This window comes from Spirosoma endbachense, assembly GCF_010233585.1.
GTDB classification, from domain to species: domain Bacteria; phylum Bacteroidota; class Bacteroidia; order Cytophagales; family Spirosomataceae; genus Spirosoma; species Spirosoma endbachense.
On sequence record NZ_CP045997.1, the window covers coordinates 1,988,773 to 2,009,699 of the forward strand.

Annotated in this window: 21 protein-coding genes; 12 read left to right on the top strand and 9 right to left on the bottom strand. The window is 49.7% G+C overall.

The window, feature by feature from the left end:
* Positions 1–74: 74 nt before the first annotated feature.
* The 3 genes from GJR95_RS07810 to GJR95_RS07820 all read left to right on the top strand — a co-directional run bounded on the left by GJR95_RS07810 (position 75) and on the right by GJR95_RS07820 (position 2,916).
* Entirely contained in the window at positions 75–1,289 is a 1,215-nt protein-coding gene (locus tag GJR95_RS07810; protein ID WP_162385344.1) for an MFS transporter, read from the top strand.
* A gap of 25 nt (positions 1,290–1,314) precedes the next feature.
* Complete coding sequence (locus GJR95_RS07815; protein ID WP_162385345.1) at positions 1,315–1,872, top strand: carboxymuconolactone decarboxylase family protein; 558 nt, start codon at positions 1,315–1,317, stop codon at positions 1,870–1,872.
* Positions 1,873–2,328: 456 nt separating this feature from the next.
* Positions 2,329–2,916 (top strand): RBBP9/YdeN family alpha/beta hydrolase, encoded by a 588-nt coding sequence (locus GJR95_RS07820; protein ID WP_162385346.1) that lies wholly within the window; start codon positions 2,329–2,331, stop codon positions 2,914–2,916.
* A gap of 94 nt (positions 2,917–3,010) precedes the next feature.
* Here the strand turns inward: GJR95_RS07820 and GJR95_RS07825 are convergent, their stop codons facing one another.
* Entirely contained in the window at positions 3,011–3,577 is a 567-nt protein-coding gene (locus GJR95_RS07825; protein ID WP_162385347.1) for a carboxymuconolactone decarboxylase family protein, read from the bottom strand.
* A gap of 13 nt (positions 3,578–3,590) precedes the next feature.
* Entirely contained in the window at positions 3,591–4,313 is a 723-nt protein-coding gene (locus tag GJR95_RS07830) for a murein L,D-transpeptidase catalytic domain family protein (RefSeq protein WP_162385348.1), read from the bottom strand.
* Between the two features lie 109 nt (positions 4,314–4,422).
* On the opposite strand from GJR95_RS07830, the gene GJR95_RS07835 reads away from it, so the two are divergent.
* On the top strand, positions 4,423–5,160 hold the full coding sequence (locus tag GJR95_RS07835; protein ID WP_162391621.1) for an EcsC family protein: 738 nt from the start codon (positions 4,423–4,425) through the stop codon (positions 5,158–5,160).
* 1 nt (position 5,161) lies between these two features.
* Here GJR95_RS07835 and GJR95_RS07840 read toward each other — a convergent pair whose 3' ends face one another.
* Positions 5,162–6,313 (bottom strand): serine hydrolase domain-containing protein, encoded by a 1,152-nt coding sequence (locus GJR95_RS07840; protein WP_162385349.1) that lies wholly within the window; start codon positions 6,311–6,313, stop codon positions 5,162–5,164.
* 157 nt (positions 6,314–6,470) lie between these two features.
* Between GJR95_RS07840 and GJR95_RS07845 the strand changes: the two genes are divergently transcribed.
* Together GJR95_RS07845 and GJR95_RS07850 are read left to right on the top strand one after the other, a co-directional pair.
* Positions 6,471–6,935 carry a hypothetical protein gene (locus GJR95_RS07845; RefSeq protein WP_162385350.1) on the top strand — a complete coding sequence of 155 codons (465 nt, stop codon included), beginning with the start codon at positions 6,471–6,473 and terminating at the stop codon, positions 6,933–6,935.
* A gap of 7 nt (positions 6,936–6,942) precedes the next feature.
* Positions 6,943–7,311 (top strand): hypothetical protein, encoded by a 369-nt coding sequence (locus GJR95_RS07850; RefSeq protein ID WP_162385351.1) that lies wholly within the window; start codon positions 6,943–6,945, stop codon positions 7,309–7,311.
* Positions 7,312–7,364: 53 nt separating this feature from the next.
* Here the strand turns inward: GJR95_RS07850 and GJR95_RS07855 are convergent, their stop codons facing one another.
* Both GJR95_RS07855 and GJR95_RS07860 read right to left on the bottom strand, forming a co-directional pair.
* Positions 7,365–8,036: a PorT family protein gene (locus tag GJR95_RS07855; RefSeq protein ID WP_162385352.1), complete on the bottom strand. Its 672-nt coding sequence runs from the start codon at positions 8,034–8,036 to the stop codon at positions 7,365–7,367.
* An 88-nt stretch (positions 8,037–8,124) separates the two neighbouring features.
* Complete coding sequence (locus tag GJR95_RS07860) at positions 8,125–8,682, bottom strand: DUF4142 domain-containing protein (protein ID WP_162385353.1); 558 nt, start codon at positions 8,680–8,682, stop codon at positions 8,125–8,127.
* Between the two features lie 139 nt (positions 8,683–8,821).
* Between GJR95_RS07860 and GJR95_RS07865 the strand changes: the two genes are divergently transcribed.
* Positions 8,822–9,769 carry an EamA/RhaT family transporter gene (locus GJR95_RS07865; protein ID WP_162385354.1) on the top strand — a complete coding sequence of 316 codons (948 nt, stop codon included), beginning with the start codon at positions 8,822–8,824 and terminating at the stop codon, positions 9,767–9,769.
* 78 nt (positions 9,770–9,847) lie between these two features.
* On the opposite strand, the gene GJR95_RS42505 is transcribed toward GJR95_RS07865, so the two are convergent.
* The 3 genes from GJR95_RS42505 to GJR95_RS07875 all read right to left on the bottom strand — a co-directional run bounded on the left by GJR95_RS42505 (position 9,848) and on the right by GJR95_RS07875 (position 11,715).
* On the bottom strand, positions 9,848–9,973 hold the full coding sequence (locus GJR95_RS42505) for a hypothetical protein (RefSeq protein WP_262889773.1): 126 nt from the start codon (positions 9,971–9,973) through the stop codon (positions 9,848–9,850).
* Between the two features lie 65 nt (positions 9,974–10,038).
* Positions 10,039–11,310 carry an RNA polymerase sigma factor gene (locus GJR95_RS07870; RefSeq protein WP_162385355.1) on the bottom strand — a complete coding sequence of 424 codons (1,272 nt, stop codon included), beginning with the start codon at positions 11,308–11,310 and terminating at the stop codon, positions 10,039–10,041.
* A gap of 48 nt (positions 11,311–11,358) precedes the next feature.
* The gene (locus tag GJR95_RS07875; RefSeq protein ID WP_162385356.1) at positions 11,359–11,715 is read right to left on the bottom strand and encodes a YciI family protein; all 357 of its coding nucleotides are present in this window, start codon (positions 11,713–11,715) and stop codon (positions 11,359–11,361) included.
* Positions 11,716–12,150: 435 nt separating this feature from the next.
* On the opposite strand from GJR95_RS07875, the gene GJR95_RS07880 reads away from it, so the two are divergent.
* The gene (locus GJR95_RS07880) at positions 12,151–14,685 is read left to right on the top strand and encodes a hypothetical protein (protein ID WP_162385357.1); all 2,535 of its coding nucleotides are present in this window, start codon (positions 12,151–12,153) and stop codon (positions 14,683–14,685) included.
* A 267-nt stretch (positions 14,686–14,952) separates the two neighbouring features.
* Complete coding sequence (locus GJR95_RS07885; RefSeq protein ID WP_162385358.1) at positions 14,953–15,906, top strand: L-threonylcarbamoyladenylate synthase; 954 nt, start codon at positions 14,953–14,955, stop codon at positions 15,904–15,906.
* A 14-nt stretch (positions 15,907–15,920) separates the two neighbouring features.
* Here GJR95_RS07885 and GJR95_RS07890 read toward each other — a convergent pair whose 3' ends face one another.
* Positions 15,921–16,850, bottom strand: coding sequence for a 1-aminocyclopropane-1-carboxylate deaminase/D-cysteine desulfhydrase (locus GJR95_RS07890; protein ID WP_162385359.1), 930 nt, complete (start codon positions 16,848–16,850; stop codon positions 15,921–15,923).
* A gap of 126 nt (positions 16,851–16,976) precedes the next feature.
* Between GJR95_RS07890 and GJR95_RS07895 the strand changes: the two genes are divergently transcribed.
* From GJR95_RS07895 to GJR95_RS07905, 3 genes are all read left to right on the top strand, one after another.
* Entirely contained in the window at positions 16,977–18,011 is a 1,035-nt protein-coding gene (locus GJR95_RS07895) for an RluA family pseudouridine synthase (RefSeq protein ID WP_162385360.1), read from the top strand.
* 77 nt (positions 18,012–18,088) lie between these two features.
* On the top strand, positions 18,089–18,541 hold the full coding sequence (locus GJR95_RS07900; RefSeq protein ID WP_162385361.1) for a GNAT family N-acetyltransferase: 453 nt from the start codon (positions 18,089–18,091) through the stop codon (positions 18,539–18,541).
* A 119-nt stretch (positions 18,542–18,660) separates the two neighbouring features.
* Positions 18,661–20,919 (top strand): transglycosylase domain-containing protein, encoded by a 2,259-nt coding sequence (locus GJR95_RS07905; protein ID WP_162385362.1) that lies wholly within the window; start codon positions 18,661–18,663, stop codon positions 20,917–20,919.
* Positions 20,920–20,927 lie beyond the last annotated feature (8 nt).

The window sequence follows — 20,927 nt, forward strand, 5'->3', positions numbered from 1 at the left end:
AAAATGAGTTATGACTTGCCAATCCGGATTGGCAAGTCATAACAAAATACCATAAACCGAAAACTAGAAACCTCATGGATGAAGTACTTACATCTTCCCGCCAGACAGTTACTGACCAGACCAACTGGTTTGCGTTTGGGCTTTGCTTCGGATGTTATGTGATGGGTGGTACCGTTTCAACCCTGTTATCGGTGTTTCTGCCAGTTATTCTGCCCGAATTTGGGGCTGATGCCTCGTCTGGTGCTGTGCTTAATGCCGCTTTTCTATACGGATGGATCGGGGGTGGATTGGGTTTTGGCCTGGTTGCCGACCGTATAGGGCGGGTTCGGGCGTTAACGCTAGCCACTGCTTTAGTCGGTTTTTTTACACTACTGTGTGTTTGGGCAAGTAGCTGGCCAATGATGGCTGCCTTCCGGTTTATGGCTGGTATGGGCGTAGGTGGCGTATTGGTAATAACGACAATCTATCTGTCAGAAATCTGGCCCGAACGTGGGCGTGCGGTTGTACTTGGATTATTGGCGATGTCGTTTCCGGTTGGCATCGTTCTGGCGGGCAGCATGAATTTGCTGTTTGCCCAGTGGCGGGTGGCCTTCTGGCTAGGTCTGATCCCATTAGTACTTGCCTTGCTGGTTGCGCAACTTTTGCCTGAATCCAGCCATTGGCAAGCGGCAAAAAAAACAAGTGATTCGAGTAGGCAATCGCTCTGGCAACCTCAGTATCGCCTTAATTTAGTGCAGGGTTCGCTTATTTTCAGCGCTGTTCTGATTGGCTTATGGGCGGTTTTTTCGTGGACTCCTTCCTGGGTTCAAACACTTTTTGCTACTGATGCCGATGCACGCCAGGCTCGTGGATTAACGATGATGCTGTTTGGTATAGGGGGTATTCTGGGGGGAGCGGTCTCTGGTTTTTTAGTTAATAAACTAGGGATGCGGTCTACATTGCTGGGTACGTTTGCCGGTTGCCTGTTCGCTTGCTGGCTGTTATTTGGCACGAATCAGGCGTTTTCGCCCGTAATTTATGCAGAAACGGCGCTCCTCTCGCTCTGTTTTGGCGTGAGTCAGGGTACATTATCAAGCTTCGTACCACTCCTGTTTCCAATTGCCATTCGAGCAACCGCATCAGGCTTCTGTTTTAATGTTGGCCGGGTGCTGACAGCTACCGGTGTATTTTTTGTTGGATCGCTGGTTGCCGTATTTGGCGGCTTAGGGAATGCATTGCTCTTCTTCTCTTTAACGTTTGCGCTGGCTTTTACCGTGACCTGGTTTAGCCACCGAACAACATCCGTTTGATTTCTACACAAAAAAAATAAATCAAATGCCTCATATTCAACTTCCAGAAGGTGTTCCTGGTATTCGTAGTCTGGTGATGTATAGACCCGATACGGGAAAGCCACTTTATGAATTGGCTCAGACTTTATTACGCGGTGATTCACCCCTGAGTCAGGCTGAACGCGAACTGATTGCAACCTACGTATCGGCTCGTAACAACTGTAATTTCTGTACGCAGAGCCATGCCGCTGCGGCCCGTGCCCTATTTGGCCCAGACCGGGAGGTGGTGGATTTTGTTCTGGGCGAATACGAAACGGCCCCGATTTCGGATAAGCTAAAAGCTCTGCTTACGATTGCCGCACATGTTCAGACCGATGCCCGAACCGTCAGTGATGCGGATGTAGCCAACGCCCGTCAGTATGGAGCGAGCGACCGCGACATCCATGATACCGTATTAATTGCGGCCACATTCTGCATGTTCAATCGCTATGTTGATGGCCTGGCTACCTTGTCACCTATCGACTCAACGGTCTATGAACCAATGGGAGAACGGCTTGCGCAACATGGTTACGTCCTGCCAGCAACACAAGCTCCCGCTAACTAGTTGATCGCAACGATACACATTGGTATGCCAACAATCAATAACTCATAGGTTAAGTTAACCATATTCCCCACTTGCTCTGCGGGTGGGGACATATCTTTCTTTAACTGCCTATTAGCCTCATAAGTAGTATTTAGTCCCTCAGCTTTAATAACTTCCATGATTTGGCCCATTATACGAGGACTTCTGAGCGTTCATCATCATATGGATTGTAAAGAAAGTAGAATTACGTTCTTGAGCGTACGAATGATTAGCTACGAGTTGCCATTGGTGCTATTGTCGGTTAAAAAGCTTCGAATGGCAATTTAATTCGGTAAAAGGATCCGCTGTTATTGGCTAGCTTTAACGAAAAACAGCAGCCGAACCAAGGTATAATATGGCCTGGGTTTGGTTTATCTATGTTACCTTTGTCCTATATAACGATGGGCTTATCAAAACCTTTTCGAATTAGAAATCTCCATGCAACCGACCATTTATTTAATACCACGCTGGGGCGGCAAAATTCATTCAGATTGGTATGATTGGTTTGGTGCCGAAATCATGGAACGATATGGCCTCTCGGTTATAGTACTCGACATGCCTAACTGGAATCAACCCGATGTTGAGGAGTCTGTGAACTTTTTGCTAAGCCAGATTTCTCACGTTGATAAATTGACCTATTTCATAGGACACAGCGTAGGCTGCCAGGTCGTAATCCGGTATCTTATTGCCCGATTGGGGCAGGATAAAACATTGGAAATAGGCGGTATTCTATTGATAGCCGCCTGGTTCATGGTCGATAGACCCTGGGACACGATCAATCCGTGGATAGCCAATAAAGGATTGGATTATCGCTCACTTTCCGAACGAGTGCGGTTTAGGAAGGTAGTCCTATCGGACAATGATCCGTTTACGCCCAACTACGCAGAAAACAAAAAATTGTGGGTTGATCGTATCAATGCAAGTGTGACGGTGTATCCTCAGCGATCACATTTTAACAGTAAAGCCGAGCCTGGCGTGATCGAAGGATTTGCAGAAATGATAGACCAGACCATTAAGACTACTTAGCTATACGTTTCGAAAAGCTAATCTTACTCTCTAGTGTGCGCGACCAATAATGAACTGGCAGTATTCCTGTCGCGGTCCTTTAACTTCTAAAAATTCAGGCATTTTTCTTCAGATGATCGTAGCCGTGCTTTAAACGGTTGTAACCGTGCGTCGTGATTCGTTCACCAAGTTGGGCATAGAATGCCGGTTCGGTAGGCGTTACTGTAGAGAGGCCGTCTACATATTTATTGTAGAGGCAAAACAACGCGGCAATCAAAACCGTATCGTGGAGTTCACGGTCGGTAGCACCCGCTGCTTTTGCCCGCTCAACGGCTTCGGGCGTTACCTCCTTACCATTTTTCTGCACCAGAGCGGCTACGTGCAGTAAAGCCTTCATTTTATTGGAAACCGGCGCCGTTTCGTAATCCTGCTTTACTAATTCACACGTTTCTGATTCGCCCAGCAGGCGGTCGGCAGCGGCCGTATGAGCTGTGGTACAAAACCGGCATTCGTTGCGAGACGACACCAATGTAGCAATCAGTTCCCGTTCGCCCTCGGTCAGCGTCGATTCGCCCCGTAATAACAGTTGAGTCAGTTCGCGGATAGGTTGCGCAGAATCCTGACGGTATTCTAGCAAGCCGGTTATACCCGGCAAGTGGGTTTCGAGCTGGATATGGGGCATGATCAATAAAGGGTTACAGGGTAGCAAACGCGTCGGCCAGAAACGTGGACTGCTGCAAATAATTCGGATCAGGCGAATACACGAACAGACAGGTCCCTCCCTTTACGGCTTCAATAATTGGCTTCGACAGGGCATAAGGTACAGCGGGACAACCCTGACTGCGGCCCAGCCGGCCGGTTTTACGAATAAAATCTTCGCAGACATAGTCGGCTCCGTGGAGCACAATGTTGCGATTATAGACATTATCATTAAAGCCTTTTTCCAAGCCCTTCAACTGGAGAGACAGACCATGTTTTCCCATGTAGGTATTGAGCGTCTGATAAAATCCCAGGCTACTCTGAAAGGACGAGTTCGTATTCGAGAACTGATTGGGAACCAAATCACCGGAATTACGGCCATGCGAAACATACGTATTGAAGAGTAGTTTCTTGTTGGCCAAATCAACCACATAGAGCCGTTTTTTATTCGATGGCTGACTTAGATCGACGATCGATATAACGGATTTCGTCGTGTCTAGTTTCTGCCAGCCCCGTATTGCATACTCAAAAACGCTCTTTTGTAAACCAGATTGAGCCAGATTGAGTTGATCATATACGTCAAGCTTTGCAAAACTCCTGACTTTGGGAGCAGCTTTGATTGTGGTAGACGCGGCTACAACACTACGAGTAGATTTGAGTCCGGTGCTTGCAAAATAAGCTAACGCAAGAACAGCCAGAAGCCAAACGACTTTCTTCATAAGCACTAGCGGGTGTTGTTGGGATTTGTGATAGGAAATGTACTAATAAAACCCGATTCGGATCATTTTAATTCGCTAAACTACTATCTTTTTGCCAGAAATTCTTGTTATGACTCCCTACGAAGAAGCTGTTCAGACCGAACTGACCCGCTGGCAACAGGCCATGCAAAAGCCCCCATCGACCGTTGGGCGGCTTTCTACGGCGGTTCAACGCCGGATCAATCGCATCATTCCCAGGCGTGTTCATCAACTGATTACAGCAACCATTAAGCAAATGACGCGGGCGGTGCTGTTTGGGGCTGAATTTCTGAATCGGTTACCCGAAGCAGGTCTGACTTTACCCCAGCGTGAAGCAGCTGTCGTTGACCGAATCAATTTTTACCGGAAGGCCGGAGCCGCCGAAGGAGGAGTTACCGGAGCAGGAGGATTGTTGCTGGGATTAGCCGACTTTCCGCTGTTGCTGGGGCTAAAAATGAAAATGCTGTTTGAGATTGCTGCTCTATACGGCCATTCAGTTAGCGACTACCGCGAACGGGTTTATATTCTCTACATTTTTCAGCTGGCTTTTTCGAGCCAGGAGCGCAGGCAGGTCGTTTACCGCTACATTGCTGACTGGCCCGAACATAGCCGCCAGCTCCCCGACGACATCAATCAGTTCGATTGGCTGACCTTTCAGCAGGAATACCGCGATTATATCGATCTGGTTAAAATGGCTCAACTGATTCCGGGCATAGGCGCTGCGGTGGGCATTGTGGCCAACTATCAGCTCGTTAGCCAGCTAGGTCGTACGGCCATGAATGCTTACCGGATGCGGTGGGCAGAAGAAAACAAATCTCTATTGACCTAATCTATTTTTCCGCCCGTTTATTGGCCTGTTTGCGAACTTCTTCCCGCCAGTCAATCCCTAAAAACCCGAACGCCGGGTGCTGACCACCAATCGTTTGTTTTAGAATTTCGTCGGCAAAGTCTAACCCGTTCGATCCGTTCGCAAAATAAATGACCGCATCATTGCGGTCACTGTTTGCCGTGACATAGCACTTAAACGCGCCATTATCGCCCCAATGCCAGAAATAGTTTCCGGTTGGTGTTTGCTCAATGCCAATGCCTAATCCCCAGAATAAGCCCGGAGCCAGTGTATCTGAGCCAGAAAAACGCTTTGGTAATTGACTCTGTGGTCGAAGCATTTCTTCAGTGGTCGTCTTTTTTAAACCCGTAGGTTTCAGCAGAGCCAGAATGAATTGGGAGTAATCGACAGCCGTGGTATGAAGGGAATAAGCCATGTTTGCCTGCGAAGGTTTGTATTTGGTCTCCGTTTCGCCCGATTCGTTGTGTGGCAGCGCATAATTGCTGTTGAAGGTCGACTTCCAGACAAACCCACTGTTGGTCATGCCCAGTGGTTTCAGCACCCGCTCTTCCATTAGTTCATTGATGGGTTTGTCCGTAATTTTCTCGACCACTTTTTGTAAAAAAACGAAGCCTTCGCCAGAGTAGCCAAATCGGTCGCCCGGCGAAAAAACCATCGAAAGCTGGTTCGATTCCCTTTTTTTGCGCCAGTTCGGGAAACCCGATTGATGGCTCAACACCAAACGAGCTGTTATTTTTTGGTAGCGTTCGTCGGCCGCAGCATCTGGATAAGGCATGTATTCATACAGTGGTTTATCTAAATCCAGCTTGCCTTCTTCAACCAGTTGCAATACCACATAAGCAAAGACCGGTTTGCTGAGCGACGCAGCTTCGAACACGGTAGTAGGGGTAACCAACTGAGTCGAATCAGCTTTCGTTATGCCATATCCTTTACTATAAACCCGCTTATTCGCTCGGATAAGCACAATGGAGAGACCGGGTACGTGGGCGCTATCCATCAACTGGGTTATGCGCTGATCCAACCGGGAAAACTCTGTAGTGGTCAGAGCCGATTGGCCGTATGCCTGTTGAATCACGACCAGGAAGAGGAAAACCCAGTAGTATAAAATGCCCAGACGTAGTATAGGTAAGTTCATTCGCAACGGTTTTCGGAAAGATAGTGAATAGCGGGCCTTCGTTGCATTGCTATTCAGTAGCGATTTAGTTTAAGGTTCCTGGATAGGTTTCGGCTGTTTCCATTCATGAGTTGATTTTCGACTAAGGAAACACCATAAACGCTAACTGCGCCCTACCATGAAAACCTACCTCCTGGGAATTTGCCTGTTGTTGATCAGTTCGTTTACGTATGGGCAATCAACGGTCGATTCGGTGCAAAACCCGGCTTCTGTCGCTGCGGACGTGCCCGCTTTGATTCCTCTGAACCAGGTGAATTCGCCAGAGCACAAGACCGATGCCCCAGACCACATGAGCGAGCAGAGTATTCTGGCGCTGTGTATTCTTGGCTTTGGTCTACTGGCCATTATTGGCGAGATCTTTTTTATTCAAAGTATGGGCGATGCGTTAAAGATGGATGCCTTCGATGCGCTGCGTCTATTGACCGTCACACTCATTATTGTCGGGGCTCTTTTTGTGTCAATGGGCACCAATGATAATACAAGAACGGCGGCTGCAACTGGCTTGCTGGGCACCATAGCCGGGTACATGCTCGCTCGGAGTGGCTTAACAAAGGGTGGGCCAACGGATGAAGTCAAACGCTGAATACAAAATGAAAACGATTATGATGCTGGTAAATATGGTTATGATGGTAACGGCGGTTTATCCACAGGTGGTACAGCGACCTACGCGAGCAGTACCGCCCAAAATTTACAGTCAGCAATCGGTCATTACGTTGCTGAACAACACAAAAGATCTACTGAAATTTCAACTGCGGTATGATACGCCGGGAGCCCAATGGGCTACCTATCAGCTTTCGGCTGGTGAGCGGAAAGCGGTTCCCGTAAGAGGGTCATACCTGAATCTGTATATGGCCAATACGGGAAAACTGCCTTTAACGTATTCCTTGGTGGCGGGAAAAAACTACCAGTTTTACTGGAGCGTTCCCCGAGGAATGTATGATGTTGACCTGATGCAGTAGGGCGTTTTTGGGGCTATAGTCAGCCATTGGCCGAAAACGGCCAACTGCCTGTTTCAGAATGTATAGATCAATTGTGTCTGCAAACCCAGTTCATACGTGCGCTTATCGGTGTGTGACCCGCCGAATCGCCCTAATCGATAAGTCAACGTTGGCTGTGCTGTCAATGCCAGGTTCGAGTCGATCTGATAAACGGCTCCGGCTCCAATCATAGCATTGAAGATCGGACCAGGATCGGGGTTGAGCCGAAGCTTTTGCGTTGGCAGATCATCACGCTCGGCAATTACCCGCGACGAGAACGGAATATCTACCAGCAGGGCCAGCGTATAATAAGGGGACAATTGATTAGTTGATGATCGACAATTGATCATCAGCGGAATCCGAATACCCCGGTTCCGAATGATTGTGTTTCCTTCTCCCGCAATGGGCAACCGGGCAACACGCGTTGGCAGGTATCGATACCAGATTCCGGCGGATACCGACCAGCCCGGAGCATACGTATAATAGCCCGTCAGACCGGCCGAATAACCCACTGTGCCAATGGGACCAGGCAGGTAAACAGGTTCAACAACCTGCCCATCACTGTCAGGAAATAGATAAAGACGATTATAGGCGGTATGAACGTATAAAGGAGTTACTGTCGCCGAAATGGATAATTTTTCCTGACCAAGCGAAGGTACAGCCTGTAGCAGCAGCAGGCATAGAAACGAACAGAACAGTTTGGTCATAAGCGTAGTACACGATCATTTGGGGGTGAAATAAAACAAAAAAGGGCACCGACCAACTGGCAGTGCCCTTTTTTGAGGTTCAGGTCTCTTACTTCATGGCATCATTGATCGCTTTGATCTTATCCAGATGCTCTTTTAGCGTTGGTATTGTTTTCGAAGCAAAAGCCTTGATATCAGGATCTTTACCATCCTTACTGGCTTCTTCAAATTCGTCGACATCTTCTTTGTGATCATCTACCATCATGCTCACATATTTCTTGTCGAAATCCTTGCCCGACAGTTTGGCCAGCTCGTCAACATGTTTCTGGTGCTCTTCGCCCAGCGTTGTTGGCAAGGTGATATTCTTACTGGCAGCAAGCGCTTTCAGTTCGTCGTTGGCCTGCGAATGGTCTTTCACCATCATAGCCCCGAAGTCTTTAACCTGCTGACTTTGTGCTTTTTCCTGCGCCATACGGCCTAGTTCAACTTCAAGCATTCCACCACTGGCGGCTTTTACGGCAAACTCCGAATCATCATCGTCAGATGTTTTTTTATCTTCGTTCGCCTGTTCGGCGCGCTCTTCACTGTCTTTATTTCCGCTACTACCGCATGATTGCAGGGTAAGCCCGCTGGCAATGAGCATGGCCAGAAGAATGGTCTTTTTCATGGTCTTGTTGTTTTTATAACGTTGATATACAGAACTTTAAATAAAACTCTTCTCCAACCGTATTGTTTGGACTGCGTGCGGTGAGTTATTTTATGGGCCACTTGGCCGCATTCTCCTACCTGATAACCAGTCCTTTCGTATGCTCTTTTTGTTTTTAAGTGTTCTGCTTTCGGTGGTGCTCCTGCTAAACTTCCGGTTGTTTCCGCGGTACGACGTCAATACATTTCAGGCCATTGTTTTTAATTATCCCATCTGTTTCCTGACCGGCTATCTGCTGTTGCCCGCCGGTCAATCGTTCACAATTGATTTTTCGCAAACCTGGACATGGCTTGCCCTGGGTCTGGGCGTTGGGTTTATCCTGACGTTTATGCTTTCGGGAGCTTCTACCCAGCGAATGGGAATTACAGTAACGTCATTAGCTAATAACCTGTCATTGGTCATTCCGGTCTGTTTTAGTCTTTTTGTCTTTCAGGCCGGGGGGAAAGTTTTTGATGCTCTAAATTACCTTGGGCTGATACTGGCCGTGGTAGCAGTTGGCCTGAGTACCTACAAAAAAGAAACCAACGAATTATCTGTAGAGACGCCCGTGCTGGAAGGCCAACCAGCTCCTTCGCCCGTTACACCACGTCGGTTGGGTGCAAACGTGCTGTTGCCGGTCGCTGTGTTTTTATTTTACGGGGCTACGAACACAATGATCAATTACATGAATATTCGCTACATTTCTTCGGCCGATAAAACCATCGTTGTCATGCTGACAATGGTCCTGGGCGCAGTTGTAGCGGGGTTGGTCATGCTGATCGTTCGGGTCATTCAGGGGAAAGAGGTAATTCAAGGCCGCAACCTGATTGGCGCAGTAACACTTGGCGTCCCGAATTTTCTAAGTTTCTATACGCTCCTGCTGGCTTTGTCGCAGTTTGGCGGCAACGGTGCGTTCGTTTATCCCCTCTATAACATTGGTGTCATTCTGATAGCCGCCCTCATGGCCGCTGTCTTTTTCCGGGAAAAGCTGTCAGTCGCCAACAAAATTGGACTGGCACTGGCAGTGTTGGCGATTGGATTGATTTCGTGGCAGGAGTTAGCGGGATAGTCAAAAGGTTTATTGAAAACGTCCACCCGAACGCCATCCAATTCTGAATGGTCCTGTAAGCAGGGCTAAATGAATAGGCTATTTCGAAAAGACTCCTTTCGCAATCAGGTATGGGATCAATAGCCAGAGCAGGCCTTTGATCAGAAAAAATAAGAAGCCCAGCCAACCTACGCGCTTGAGCCATATTTTGAACCGCTCGTTCATGGCTGTCGTTTTTCGGGCAAAGATAACCACGAATGCGGTGCAGGAAACACCGTTGTTGCGGTTTGTTAAAGACGAGCCAGTTTGCGGTCCAGTAACGCCCGTTCATTGACGGACGTCGTCAACGACCGGGCACGACGATATGCCTGCCGGGCTGATTCTACCTGACAACTCTGTTCATAAAGATCACCCAGAATAGCGTGGTAATGATGACTCTTCTCCAATCCATTCAGCGCCAAAACTTCCAGAATGGCCGTCATCGGCCCGTCGACCTTTGCCAGCGCAACTGCCCGATGCAATGCAACAACCGGCGACGGCTTTTGAGCCAATAACAGATCATAGTACAGCAGAATAGTTGACCAGTCTGTCGCTTCGTACGTTGGAGCACTACAATGGATCATGGCAATACCAGCCTCCAGATGATATTCGCCCGGCCCTTCGCCTTCGGCCGACCGGTCTAGATACTCGTGTCCTTTCTGAATTAAGGGCTGACTCCAGCGGCTGCGAACCTGATCGGGAAGTAGCACGATTGCGCCAGTTTCGTCAGTCCGGGCATCAAACCGGGCCGCCTGAAAACACATCAACGCGAGCAGCGCGTGGACCGCAGGAAACTGTGTTTTGGGCGTTTGGGCCAGTAACAGACACAACCGCATGGCCTCTTCACACAAATCCCGGCGAATGAGCATATCCGGATGCGATGAGTTATACCCTTCATTAAAAAGCAGGTAAATGCTCTTCAGCACCGTATCCAGCCGAGAAGTAAGCTGCGAGCCCGTTGGCACTTCCAGCCGGATTCCATCCTGACGAATTTTTTCTTTCGCCCGGTAGAGCCGCTTCGTAATGGTTTCATCACTGGTAAGAAAGGCAACGGCAATTTCATGAACGCTCAGTCCGCATAAAATCTTCAGACACATGGCCATCTGCGATTCTACGGCAATAGCGGGATGGCAGATAGCAAACAGCATTCGTAGCTGGCTATCCGTAATCTCATCATCAAAAAAATAGTGATTGACCATAGCTTCGGCCGTTTCCTGATTGCTCAGGTACTCAACCTCCGAACTGATCTGATGGAATCGCTTCTCTCGACGGACCACATCCAGAGCTTTATTTTTAGCTACCCGATATAGCCATGCTCTTGGATTGTCAGGAATGCCCTGAAACGGCCAGCTCTGCAAAGCCTGCATCATCGCTTCCTGCACAATATCCTGGGCCAGATCAAGCCGATCGAAACCGAGCATACACGTCAATACCGAGGCCATCCGTCCAGCCTCATGGCGGAACAGATGGTCGACCAACTGATTTGACGTCGTCGAGGGCGACACGGTAGCAGAATCCGGCATTGATACTCAAATGGCCCCTCCCCTTTTGGAAGAGGGGCTTGTATTGATTTAGCCAAAGTTAACAATCGGGCGGACTTCTACCGACGATCCTTCACTTTCGAAAAGAGGACAGCCTTGGGCTAACTCAGTAGCCTCTTCAATGCTGGCTACATTGAGGAGCATGTACCCTCCAATGATTTCTTTTCCTTCTGTGTATGGGCCATCCGTAACTAGTTGACCGCCTTTGGTCATAAGCTTACCCATAGGCATAAGTGCTTCCGTTCCAAGCAGTTTGCCCTGAGCCGCAATACCGCCAATCCATTTATTCCATTTTTCCATTTCGGCCTGCATCGCTTCCGGCGACTGATCCATAAAGTTCTGCTCCTGAGAAAACGGCGAGTGGAAGATGAGCATAAATTTGTCCATACGATTTGTTTGTTTAAGGATTGAAAGATATTGAATTTGTTTTTCACCTCTAAGACGAACAGACTTTCTAAATCCGGACAGCTGAATTATTTTTTTTCGAAAATTTTTCCAATCCGCCTTATCAACCCGACTGACCCAACCCTTAGTGGTCTATAGGAAATCATACTCGACATCGGGAATGTCTCCGTTTGATATAAATTAAAACAGCTGGTAAAAATCCTGGAAGTAGTGGCAGGAAGCCGGTTTAGTTTATGACATCATAACAGGATAAATACCTTTTTAAATCACCTACTTAACTAATTGGCATACAGATAAATAGAATTCTCACTGATTCAATAAGTTATTTACCGTTGGTACACAAGTAGGTCTATTATTGCCCAGAATTAAGTAGAATTACTTTCTACTCAAAACATTCTAATACTAAATACTCAGGTTATGAATAATACGTCTACAACTCGGTCAATTAGTTGGTTAATCGGGCTTATCCTGTTCTTTTCCTGGAACTTACAGTCGGAGGGCACCCCCCGGCGAATCGATCCTGGCCATCTGGTTCAGTCTAGTGAGTTCTTCAAGCTACTAACTCCAGCCGCTGACCTCCCTCCCCTCAGCGCGACGGCCACCGTGGGGGTGCCTTTTAGCTTCGATCTGCCCTTCCTGATCCCCCTCAACGGCACGACCTCCGTCTCTGTAACGGGGCTACCCGCCAATGGACTGAGTGTTCAACTTGGTTCCGGCTTTGGGTCAGTTATTAAGGGAACGCCCCTCACCTCAGGAGTGATGAATCTGACCCTGGTCAACTCCCAAACGCCCAGCGGCCTATCCGCCTGGCAAGCCATCACCCTCACCATCAACCCTCCGCTCCCTCCTCTTAGCGCGTCGGCCACCGTTGGGGTGCCTTTCAGCTTCGAGCTGGCCTTCCTGATCCCCCTCAACGGCACGACCTCCGTCTCTGTAACGGGGCTACCCGCTAATGGACTGAGCGTTCAAGCAGGTTCTCCAGGGTCAGCCATTAAGGGGACACCCCTCACCTCAGGAGTGATGAATCTGACTTTGGTCAACTCCCAAACGCCCAGCGGCCTGACCGCCTGGCAAGCCATCACCCTCACCATCGGCCCTCCACTCCCTCCTCTTAGCGCGACGGCCACCGTGGGGGTGCCTTTTAGCTTCAATCTGCCCTTCCTGATCCCCCTCAACGGCACGACTTCCGTCTCTGTAACGGGGCTACCCGCCAACGGACTGAGCGTTCAAGCAGGTTCCGGCTTTGGGTCAGCCATTAAGGGGACACCCCTCACCTCAGGAGTGATGAACCTAACCCTGGTCAACTCCCAAACGCCCAGCGGCCTGACCGCCTGGCAAGCCATCACCCTCACCATCGGCCCTTCACTCCCTCCTCTTAGCGCGTCGGCCACCGTTGGGGTGCCTTTCAGCTTCGAGCTGGCCTTCCTGATCCCCCTCAACGGCACGACTTCCGTCTCTGTAACGGGGCTACCCGCTAATGGACTGAGCGTTCAAGCAGGTTCCGGCTTTGGGTCAGCCATTAAAGGAACACCCCTCACCTCAGGAGTGATGAATCTGACTTTGGTCAACTCCCAAACGCCCAGCGGCCTGACTGCCTGGCAAGCCATCACCCTTACCATCGGCCCTCCGCTCCCTCCTCTTAGCGCGACGGCCACCGTTGGGGTGCCTTTTAGCTTCGATCTGCCCTTCCTGATCCCCCTCAACGGCACGACCTCCGTCTCTGTAACGGGGCTACCCGCCAACGGACTGAGCGTTCAACTTGGTTCCGGCTTTGGGTCAGCCATTAAGGGGACACCCCTCACCTCAGGAGTGATGAATCTGACTTTGGTCAACTCCCAAACACCCAGCGGCTTATCTGCCTGGCAAGCTATCACGCTCTACGTCACTGGAGGGGTTCTGACGCTACAGCCCCCCACCTATAACTGTGCAACAGGGGCTTTTCGGTTCAACACCAGCGGGGGAGATGGCAGCCCCATTACCTTCTTCGCCATTGGCATCACCGGGCTAACGACCAATCCAGATCAGTTTGTCGATACGGATCAGCGCACCGCCAGTGATGCACCGCCTATTCTGCTCCACGCCACGCAGAACGGTACAACAGTGACCTACCTATGGGACATCCGCGCTCAGTGCCCCGTCAATAAACCAGGGGGAACGCTGACGCTGCTGGCGCCAACCTACAACTGTGTAACAGGCTCGTTTCACTTCAACACCAACGGGGGGGATGGAAGCCCGATTACCTTCTTCGCCATTGGCATCACTGGGCCAACCACGTCACCTGACCAGTTTGTCGATACAGGATTGCGCACTGCCAGTGATGCACCGCCTATTCTGCTCTACGCCACACAGAACGGTACGACCGTGACCTACTTATGGGACATCCGCGCTCAGTGTCCCGTCACGCCCACTCCCCCGAGCAGCACGTTGACGCTGTTAGCGCCAACCTACAACTGTGCAACGGGGGCCTTTCGGTTCAACACCAGCGGAGGGGATGGCAGCCCGATTACCTTCTTCGCCATTGGTATTACGGGATCAACGACCAATCCGGATCAGTTTGTCGATACAGAACTGCGCACCGCCAACGATACCCAACCGATTCTGCTCCAGGCCACGCAGAACGGTACGACGGTGACTTACCTATGGAACCTGAAAGCAGTCTGTGGTCGGGCGCGACTTAGTGCAGTTGAACCGGATCGTAAATTAAGCGTGAAAGTCCTGGGCAACCCAGTCGTGGGCGAGATAGTGCACATTGAGGTGAGTGGGGCTGAAGGCCAGCCCATGTTCGTAGCTTTACTCGATCAACAGGGACGCCCCGTGAGCGAGGAACATATTATGCAGGCAGCTGCTATTGAGCGACTTGATGTAAAGCTTGGCCGTTCACCAGGCGTGCATTTGCTTCAGGTAAATATCCCAGGTCAAACGGAAGTGGTACGGGTGTTGAAGACGGAATAAGCAACCCAGCCTGCTTCAGGATATAAAGCGAAAGCCCGAATCGTATTGATTTGGGCTTTTTGTTTGATTTAAAAGCAAAGTAGAAGTATAGCATAAAACTTCTGATTGAGGTTTTATGAATAATTATAAGCCTGCACTATCGTGCCGCAACCGAACGATTCGATACAAGCTTACTTAACCGGTTATGACTGACTAAATTCAATCTGAGCCACTACCTGAAAGCCTGCTCTCACGTAGACCACCGGAAATCTTCGTACCTTTGCGCCCATGACGCAGATTGGCACGGATGTTCGTCTAGCAGCCGAGTTTTTACAAGCAGGTAATGTTGTCGGGATTCCGACCGAAACGGTATATGGACTGGCTGGCAATGCCTTTAATCCGGATGCTGTACTGACTATTTTTCGGGTCAAAAATCGCCCGGCTTTCGACCCACTGATTATTCATACTGATTCATTGGCAAAGGTCGAACAGTTTGTCACTTCAGTTCCCGAACCAGCCCAAAAACTTGCCCGGATGTTCTGGCCTGGACCGTTGACACTGCTTTTGCCTAAGCACGACCAAATTTCGGATCTCGTTACGTCGGGCTTGCCTACTGTTGCCGTACGCATTCCCAACCATCCGCTCACCCTAGACCTGTTGCGCTCGATTGATTTCCCATTAGCGGCTCCAAGTGCCAACCCGTTCGGCTACATCAGCCCGACTACGGCCCAGCACGTGGCCGATCAATTGGGCGATCAAATTCCGTACATTCTGGACGGTGGCCCGGCCAGCATTGGTCTGGAATCGACAATTATTGGATTTGAGAACAGAAAGGCTACCGTTTTCCGGCTGGGTGGTATGGCCCTTGAGCAAATCGAAGGGGTCATTGGGCCAGTTGATGTACGAACTCATTCGACTTCTAACCCCAATGCTCCTGGCATGCTAAGCAGCCATTATGCTCCGCGTAAACCACTTATATTGCTTAAACCGGGCGAAAGTCCTCAGCCCGACAAACGCGCCGGAGCATTGGCTTTTCGAGAGCCATTTGGTGGCATATCGCCTGATAATCAGCGGATACTATCCCCTACCGGTGACCTGAACGAAGCGGCCAAAAATCTATTTGCGCACTTAAGAACGCTTGATGCGCTTCCCGTTGATGTTATCTACGCAGAACAACTTCCCAATCAGGGGCTGGGCTGGGCCATAAACGACCGCTTGAAACGGGCATCGGTACAGGACTGACACTCTGACAAAAATCAGTCAACGTCCAGTTCTTTACTCCTCCCCTGCAAGCCACCGGTATGAACAGCTACAACCGTAGCATCGTTGGGAAAGTAGCCCTGACGGGCCAGATCGTAAATACCGTAGAGCATTTTCCCGGTGTAGATCTGTTCAAGCTTAACACCTGTTTTCCGTTCAAATGCCTGAATAAAAGCAATCAGCTCGGGCGTAGTTTTAGCATATCCGCCAAAAGGATAGTCAACTTGTCTGAGCCGGGCATGAGCCCGTCCAGCTTCTATCGGTTCAGGCTCCAGTTTAGCCAGGTCAAGCCCTTTTAGCACCACAAACCCCAACACCACAGTTTCTTTCGGTGCCGATCGCGCCAGACCGGCAACCGTACCACCCGTTCCGACCGGGCAACACACATAGTCGGGAATACGGCTTAGCTGGGCAATTAATTCGGGAATGATTTCGGTCGTACCGCATATCGCCAGTTCATTGGTTCCCCCTTCGGGAATCACATAACACGGCCCGAATCGATTTATCAGGTCGGCCTGGAAATCTGGATCATTTTTCTGACGATACTCGGCTCGGCTTACAAAATACAGGGTCATTCCACACGATTCGCAAAAGGCCAGCGTCGGGTTGCGAGCAGAAGTTGCCAACTCGTCCCCTCGCACAATGCCGATGGTTTTGAAACCAAATACCTGCCCCGCGGCAGCCGTCGCATACAGGTGGTTGGAATAGGCCCCGCCAAAAGTTAGTAATGTGTTTAAATTCTGCTTCTGAGCTTCCAGCAGGTTATATTTCAGCTTACGCCATTTGTTACCAGAAACGAGTGGATGCAGCAAGTCGTCCCGTTTCAGGTACAGCCGAATACCGATGGGCTCGGGAAATGGATCGTTGAGCAGTTGGACCGGCGAGTTACCAGCTAATTCGGCCAGTTGCCGGGCAAGTTCGTCCATAATCCTTATTTTTGCTGTTTATACGGTTTTTATAGCTTGCCGGGAGGAAATCAGCAAACAGGCATCAAAACTTGCCTGAAGCTGCGCGACACCCCTCGGCTATGCTACATCTGCAAATCTGAGAAAATGGTAGCGGAAACGGAAGACGAATTACCCGAAGACGACGAATTATACGAACATCACCGCATTGTGGTCGATAAAGGCCAGAGCCTGCTGCGCATCGACCGGTTCCTGATGGACCGGCTCCAGAATGCCACGCGCACCAAAATTCAGGCCGCTATTGATGTAGAGTCCGTACAGGTAAACGGGAAAATCACCAAAGCCAGCTACAAAATCAAACCGGCGGATGTAATAACCGTTTCGCTGCCTCACCCACCCCGCGATACCGATATTAAGCCGGAAAACATTCCGCTTACTATTGTTTTTGAAGATGACGACCTGCTTGTGCTCAACAAACCAGCCGGTATGGTTGTGCATCCCGCCCACGGCAACTGGGATGGTACGCTGGTCAACGCACTGGTTTATCACTTCCAGAACCTGCCCACCTCCCGAAATGGCGATATCAGGCCGGGGCTGGTACACCGGATTGATAAGGATACGTCGGGCCTGATGGTTATTGCCAAGACGGAATACGCCATGACGCACCTGGCAAGGCAGTTTTTTGACCACAGTATCGAGCGTACCTACAATGCGCTTGTCTGGGGACAACCGGAGCCACCCGATGGTATCATCACGGGTTATATCGGTCGAAGCGTGAGGGACCGAAAAGTGCAGGTGATCTATGATGACGAAGCCAAGGGTAAATGGTCGGTTACGCATTATAAAACACTGGAACCCTTACGCTACGTCACACTGGTTCAGTGTAATCTGGAAACAGGCCGTACGCATCAGATCCGGGCACACATGAAGCATATTGGGCATCCCTTATTCAACGATGCCATGTATGGCGGTGATCGCATTCTTCGGGGCAATCCGGTCGGCAGCTATAAAGCCTTTGTCGAAAACGCCTTTAAGTTATTACCCCGGCAGGCATTACACGCGAAATCATTAGGCTTTATCCATCCACGCAGTCGCCAGTGGCTTCAGTTTGACTCTGACCTCCCCGACGATTTTCAGGCTACTCTGACAAAATGGAAGAATTTAATTGCCAATGCACAATGAATACGGTGCAATCAGTCTGCTCATCGTCCCTTTAACACCAATCCTTCATTTTATAGATCCTCTACTACATTATACCCATGATTTCGATTCGTCCTGGCACCCGTACCGACATTCCACAAGCCTTTGCTCTAGTAACTGAACTTGCCGTTTACGAATTAGCAGCCGATCAGGTAACCAATTCCGCTGAGCAGATGGCCGATGATGGCTTCGGAGCCAATCCACTTTTCGGGATGCTTGTCGCTGAAGATTCTGAAAGTCAGAAAATTGTTGGCATGGCCTTGTATTATTTTCGGTATTCGACCTGGAAAGGCAAGCGTCTTTACCTGGAAGATATTATTGTTACCGAAGATTTTCGGGGTTATGGCATCGGAAAATTACTTTTAGATGCTACCATTGAAATGGCTCATGAGACCCATTGCACGGGCATGATGTGGCAGGTACTCGACTGGAATAAGCCTGCTATTGGCTTCTATCAGCAATTTGGTACCCGTTTCGACGACGGCTGGACGAACTGTCATCTGGATTTTTGAACAGGGAATAGGATGCCCGGAGCAGGGAGAAAGGCCCGTTTCCTAAAATCTCCCTGCTCATTGCGCCCTGCCCCATGCGCAAAAACCCTATCTTTGCGGTTCGAGAATAGTGACAAAGCATGACGTATCGTCAACGTAAAGCCATCCGAATCGCTGGCTGGGTATTTCTTAGTATATTTTTATTGGGCTGTGTAGGTGCCGGTATTGCTTATTCCAAGCGTGAAAGCCTGCTTCAATCTGCCCTTGAGCGAGCCATCCGAAAAGCAAAGCGAGACTACAATCTTGACGTTCGGATCGGCTCGGCCAAATTTACAGGTCTAAGCTCCCTGGCCTTTACTGATATTTCGGTCGTTCCCGAAAAACGCGACAGTCTGGCTCGTATCAAGCGGGTAGAATTAGCCGTTCGGTTCTGGCCACTGCTGGCTGGTAAAGTCGGCTTATCTGGTATGACCCTCGAAAATGGGCTTATTCAGGTCATAAAGCGCGATTCGCTCACTAATATTGATTTTCTGCTCCGTCGAAAGCGCGACTCGACAGAAACAGATAGTCCCAATGAGAGCAGCAGGCACACCGATTTATCGAATGTGGCCGAGAATCTGATCGACAATATTCTTTCTAAAATCCCCGAAGACCTGAACATTAGTAATCTGGAGTTTCGGGGCATGGACAATAAGGATACGATCAGTCTGCTTACGCAAACAGCTACCATTAAGGATGAAGCGGTCCTATCGACACTCAAGCTGAATGGTAATCAGGCCACCTGGCACGTTACCGGTACGGCCGATCCCGCTGACCGCGAATATGATCTGGCGCTCTATGCCGAGGGTCGGGGCGGACGCCCTAAACCACTCGAATTATCGTATATTCAGAAGCGATTCAATCTGAAATTACAGGCAGATACAGTTCGGGCCCAGCTTCGCGATGTAGATCGGGCGGGTGATGAGTTTCGACTCGAAGGGGTAGGCTCCGTGCGAAATCTGCGGATTAACCACCCAGCCATTGCCCGAACGGATGTGCTTGTGCCACAAGCTTCGATGAATGCGAATCTGTTTGTAGGCGAAGATTATGTGGGTGTCGATAGCTCATCAGTCGTTCGACTTGGCGAAGTCAGTGCACGACCGTTTATAAAATACCAGCTAAAGCCAACCAAGATTTATGATGTGCAGTTGCATACCGATCTGCTGGATGCACAGGCACTTTTCAACTCATTTCCGCAGGGTCTGTTTGAATCGCTGGAAGGTATGCAGGTAGCCGGAAAGCTAAAATACGACGCAACATTCCATCTGGATACCTCCCTACCTGACTCCGTGCAGTTTAATTCGGGGCTGACACCCGAAGGGTTTCGGGTGTTGAAAATGGGACGCACTGATTTTGCTGCCATCAATCACCCATTCATTTATACCCCATACGAGAAAGGAAAACCCGTTCGGGATATCATGATTGGTCCCGAAAATCCGGACTATACGCCACTGAATCAGATTTCGCCCGATCTGCGTAATGCGTTATTAACCTCAGAAGATTATAATTTTTTCACCCACAAAGGGTTCAATGAAAAAGCGTTTCGGGTATCTATTGCCACCAATTTCAAGGAGAAATCCTTCAAACGCGGGGCAAGTACCATATCGATGCAGCTGGTTAAAAACGCCTTTCTGAATCGCAATAAAACGCTCTCCCGTAAAGTCGAAGAGATTTTGATTGTCTGGTTGATCGAAAACGAACACATCGTTCCGAAAAACCGGATGTATGAGGTCTATCTAAACATTATTGAGTGGGGACGTAACATTTATGGCATCGGCGAAGCAGCTCGGTATTATTTCGCAAAAAGCCCCGCCGATCTCAATCTAGGCGAAAGTATTTTCCTGGCGTTTGTCGTTCCACGCCCTAAACGCGCCCTCGACTGGTTTTTACCCGACGGTTCGCTACAGGCCCGGAATGTACGCGGTTATTTCCGGCTCATTGGAAAAATCATGGCCCGACGCGGATTAACCGCGCCCGATTCAGGTGCTTTTGGATTCTATGATGTTCGATTGCGCGAAGGGCTTCGGCGCCAGATTGCACCGGTCGATTCCCTGTTCCAGAGCGACAGCCTGATGACCGAACCGGTTGACGGGACTGATGAGGACAATGACGAAGGAACCGGAATTGGAAACTTCTTCCGGCGGTTATTTAAAGGCAAGAAAAGCGACGAGAAAAGCACGACCGATGAGGTGCCAGCGGTTCAACCCGACCGTCGACCTGCTGATCGTCCTGATGTTCTTCCCAGCGAACCCGTTACAACTGACACGGTAAAGACCCGTAAGCAACTTCGCCAGGAACGACGCGAACGCAAGCGTAGGGAGAAGGAAGCTCAAAAGGAGTTAGAAAATAATAATCCATAAAGCGATTC

Coding starts and splice junctions, on each gene's coding strand:
- GJR95_RS07810 (WP_162385344.1), top strand. CDS start 75: ATGGATGAAGTACTTACATCTTCCCGCCAGACAGTTACTGACCAGACC.
- GJR95_RS07815 (WP_162385345.1), top strand. CDS start 1,315: ATGCCTCATATTCAACTTCCAGAAGGTGTTCCTGGTATTCGTAGTCTG.
- GJR95_RS07820 (WP_162385346.1), top strand. CDS start 2,329: ATGCAACCGACCATTTATTTAATACCACGCTGGGGCGGCAAAATTCAT.
- GJR95_RS07825 (WP_162385347.1), bottom strand. CDS start 3,577: ATGCCCCATATCCAGCTCGAAACCCACTTGCCGGGTATAACCGGCTTG.
- GJR95_RS07830 (WP_162385348.1), bottom strand. CDS start 4,313: ATGAAGAAAGTCGTTTGGCTTCTGGCTGTTCTTGCGTTAGCTTATTTT.
- GJR95_RS07835 (WP_162391621.1), top strand. CDS start 4,423: ATGACTCCCTACGAAGAAGCTGTTCAGACCGAACTGACCCGCTGGCAA.
- GJR95_RS07840 (WP_162385349.1), bottom strand. CDS start 6,313: ATGAACTTACCTATACTACGTCTGGGCATTTTATACTACTGGGTTTTC.
- GJR95_RS07845 (WP_162385350.1), top strand. CDS start 6,471: ATGAAAACCTACCTCCTGGGAATTTGCCTGTTGTTGATCAGTTCGTTT.
- GJR95_RS07850 (WP_162385351.1), top strand. CDS start 6,943: ATGAAAACGATTATGATGCTGGTAAATATGGTTATGATGGTAACGGCG.
- GJR95_RS07855 (WP_162385352.1), bottom strand. CDS start 8,036: ATGACCAAACTGTTCTGTTCGTTTCTATGCCTGCTGCTGCTACAGGCT.
- GJR95_RS07860 (WP_162385353.1), bottom strand. CDS start 8,682: ATGAAAAAGACCATTCTTCTGGCCATGCTCATTGCCAGCGGGCTTACC.
- GJR95_RS07865 (WP_162385354.1), top strand. CDS start 8,822: ATGCTCTTTTTGTTTTTAAGTGTTCTGCTTTCGGTGGTGCTCCTGCTA.
- GJR95_RS42505 (WP_262889773.1), bottom strand. CDS start 9,973: ATGAACGAGCGGTTCAAAATATGGCTCAAGCGCGTAGGTTGGCTGGGC.
- GJR95_RS07870 (WP_162385355.1), bottom strand. CDS start 11,310: ATGCCGGATTCTGCTACCGTGTCGCCCTCGACGACGTCAAATCAGTTG.
- GJR95_RS07875 (WP_162385356.1), bottom strand. CDS start 11,715: ATGGACAAATTTATGCTCATCTTCCACTCGCCGTTTTCTCAGGAGCAG.
- GJR95_RS07880 (WP_162385357.1), top strand. CDS start 12,151: ATGAATAATACGTCTACAACTCGGTCAATTAGTTGGTTAATCGGGCTT.
- GJR95_RS07885 (WP_162385358.1), top strand. CDS start 14,953: ATGACGCAGATTGGCACGGATGTTCGTCTAGCAGCCGAGTTTTTACAA.
- GJR95_RS07890 (WP_162385359.1), bottom strand. CDS start 16,850: ATGGACGAACTTGCCCGGCAACTGGCCGAATTAGCTGGTAACTCGCCG.
- GJR95_RS07895 (WP_162385360.1), top strand. CDS start 16,977: ATGGTAGCGGAAACGGAAGACGAATTACCCGAAGACGACGAATTATAC.
- GJR95_RS07900 (WP_162385361.1), top strand. CDS start 18,089: ATGATTTCGATTCGTCCTGGCACCCGTACCGACATTCCACAAGCCTTT.
- GJR95_RS07905 (WP_162385362.1), top strand. CDS start 18,661: ATGACGTATCGTCAACGTAAAGCCATCCGAATCGCTGGCTGGGTATTT.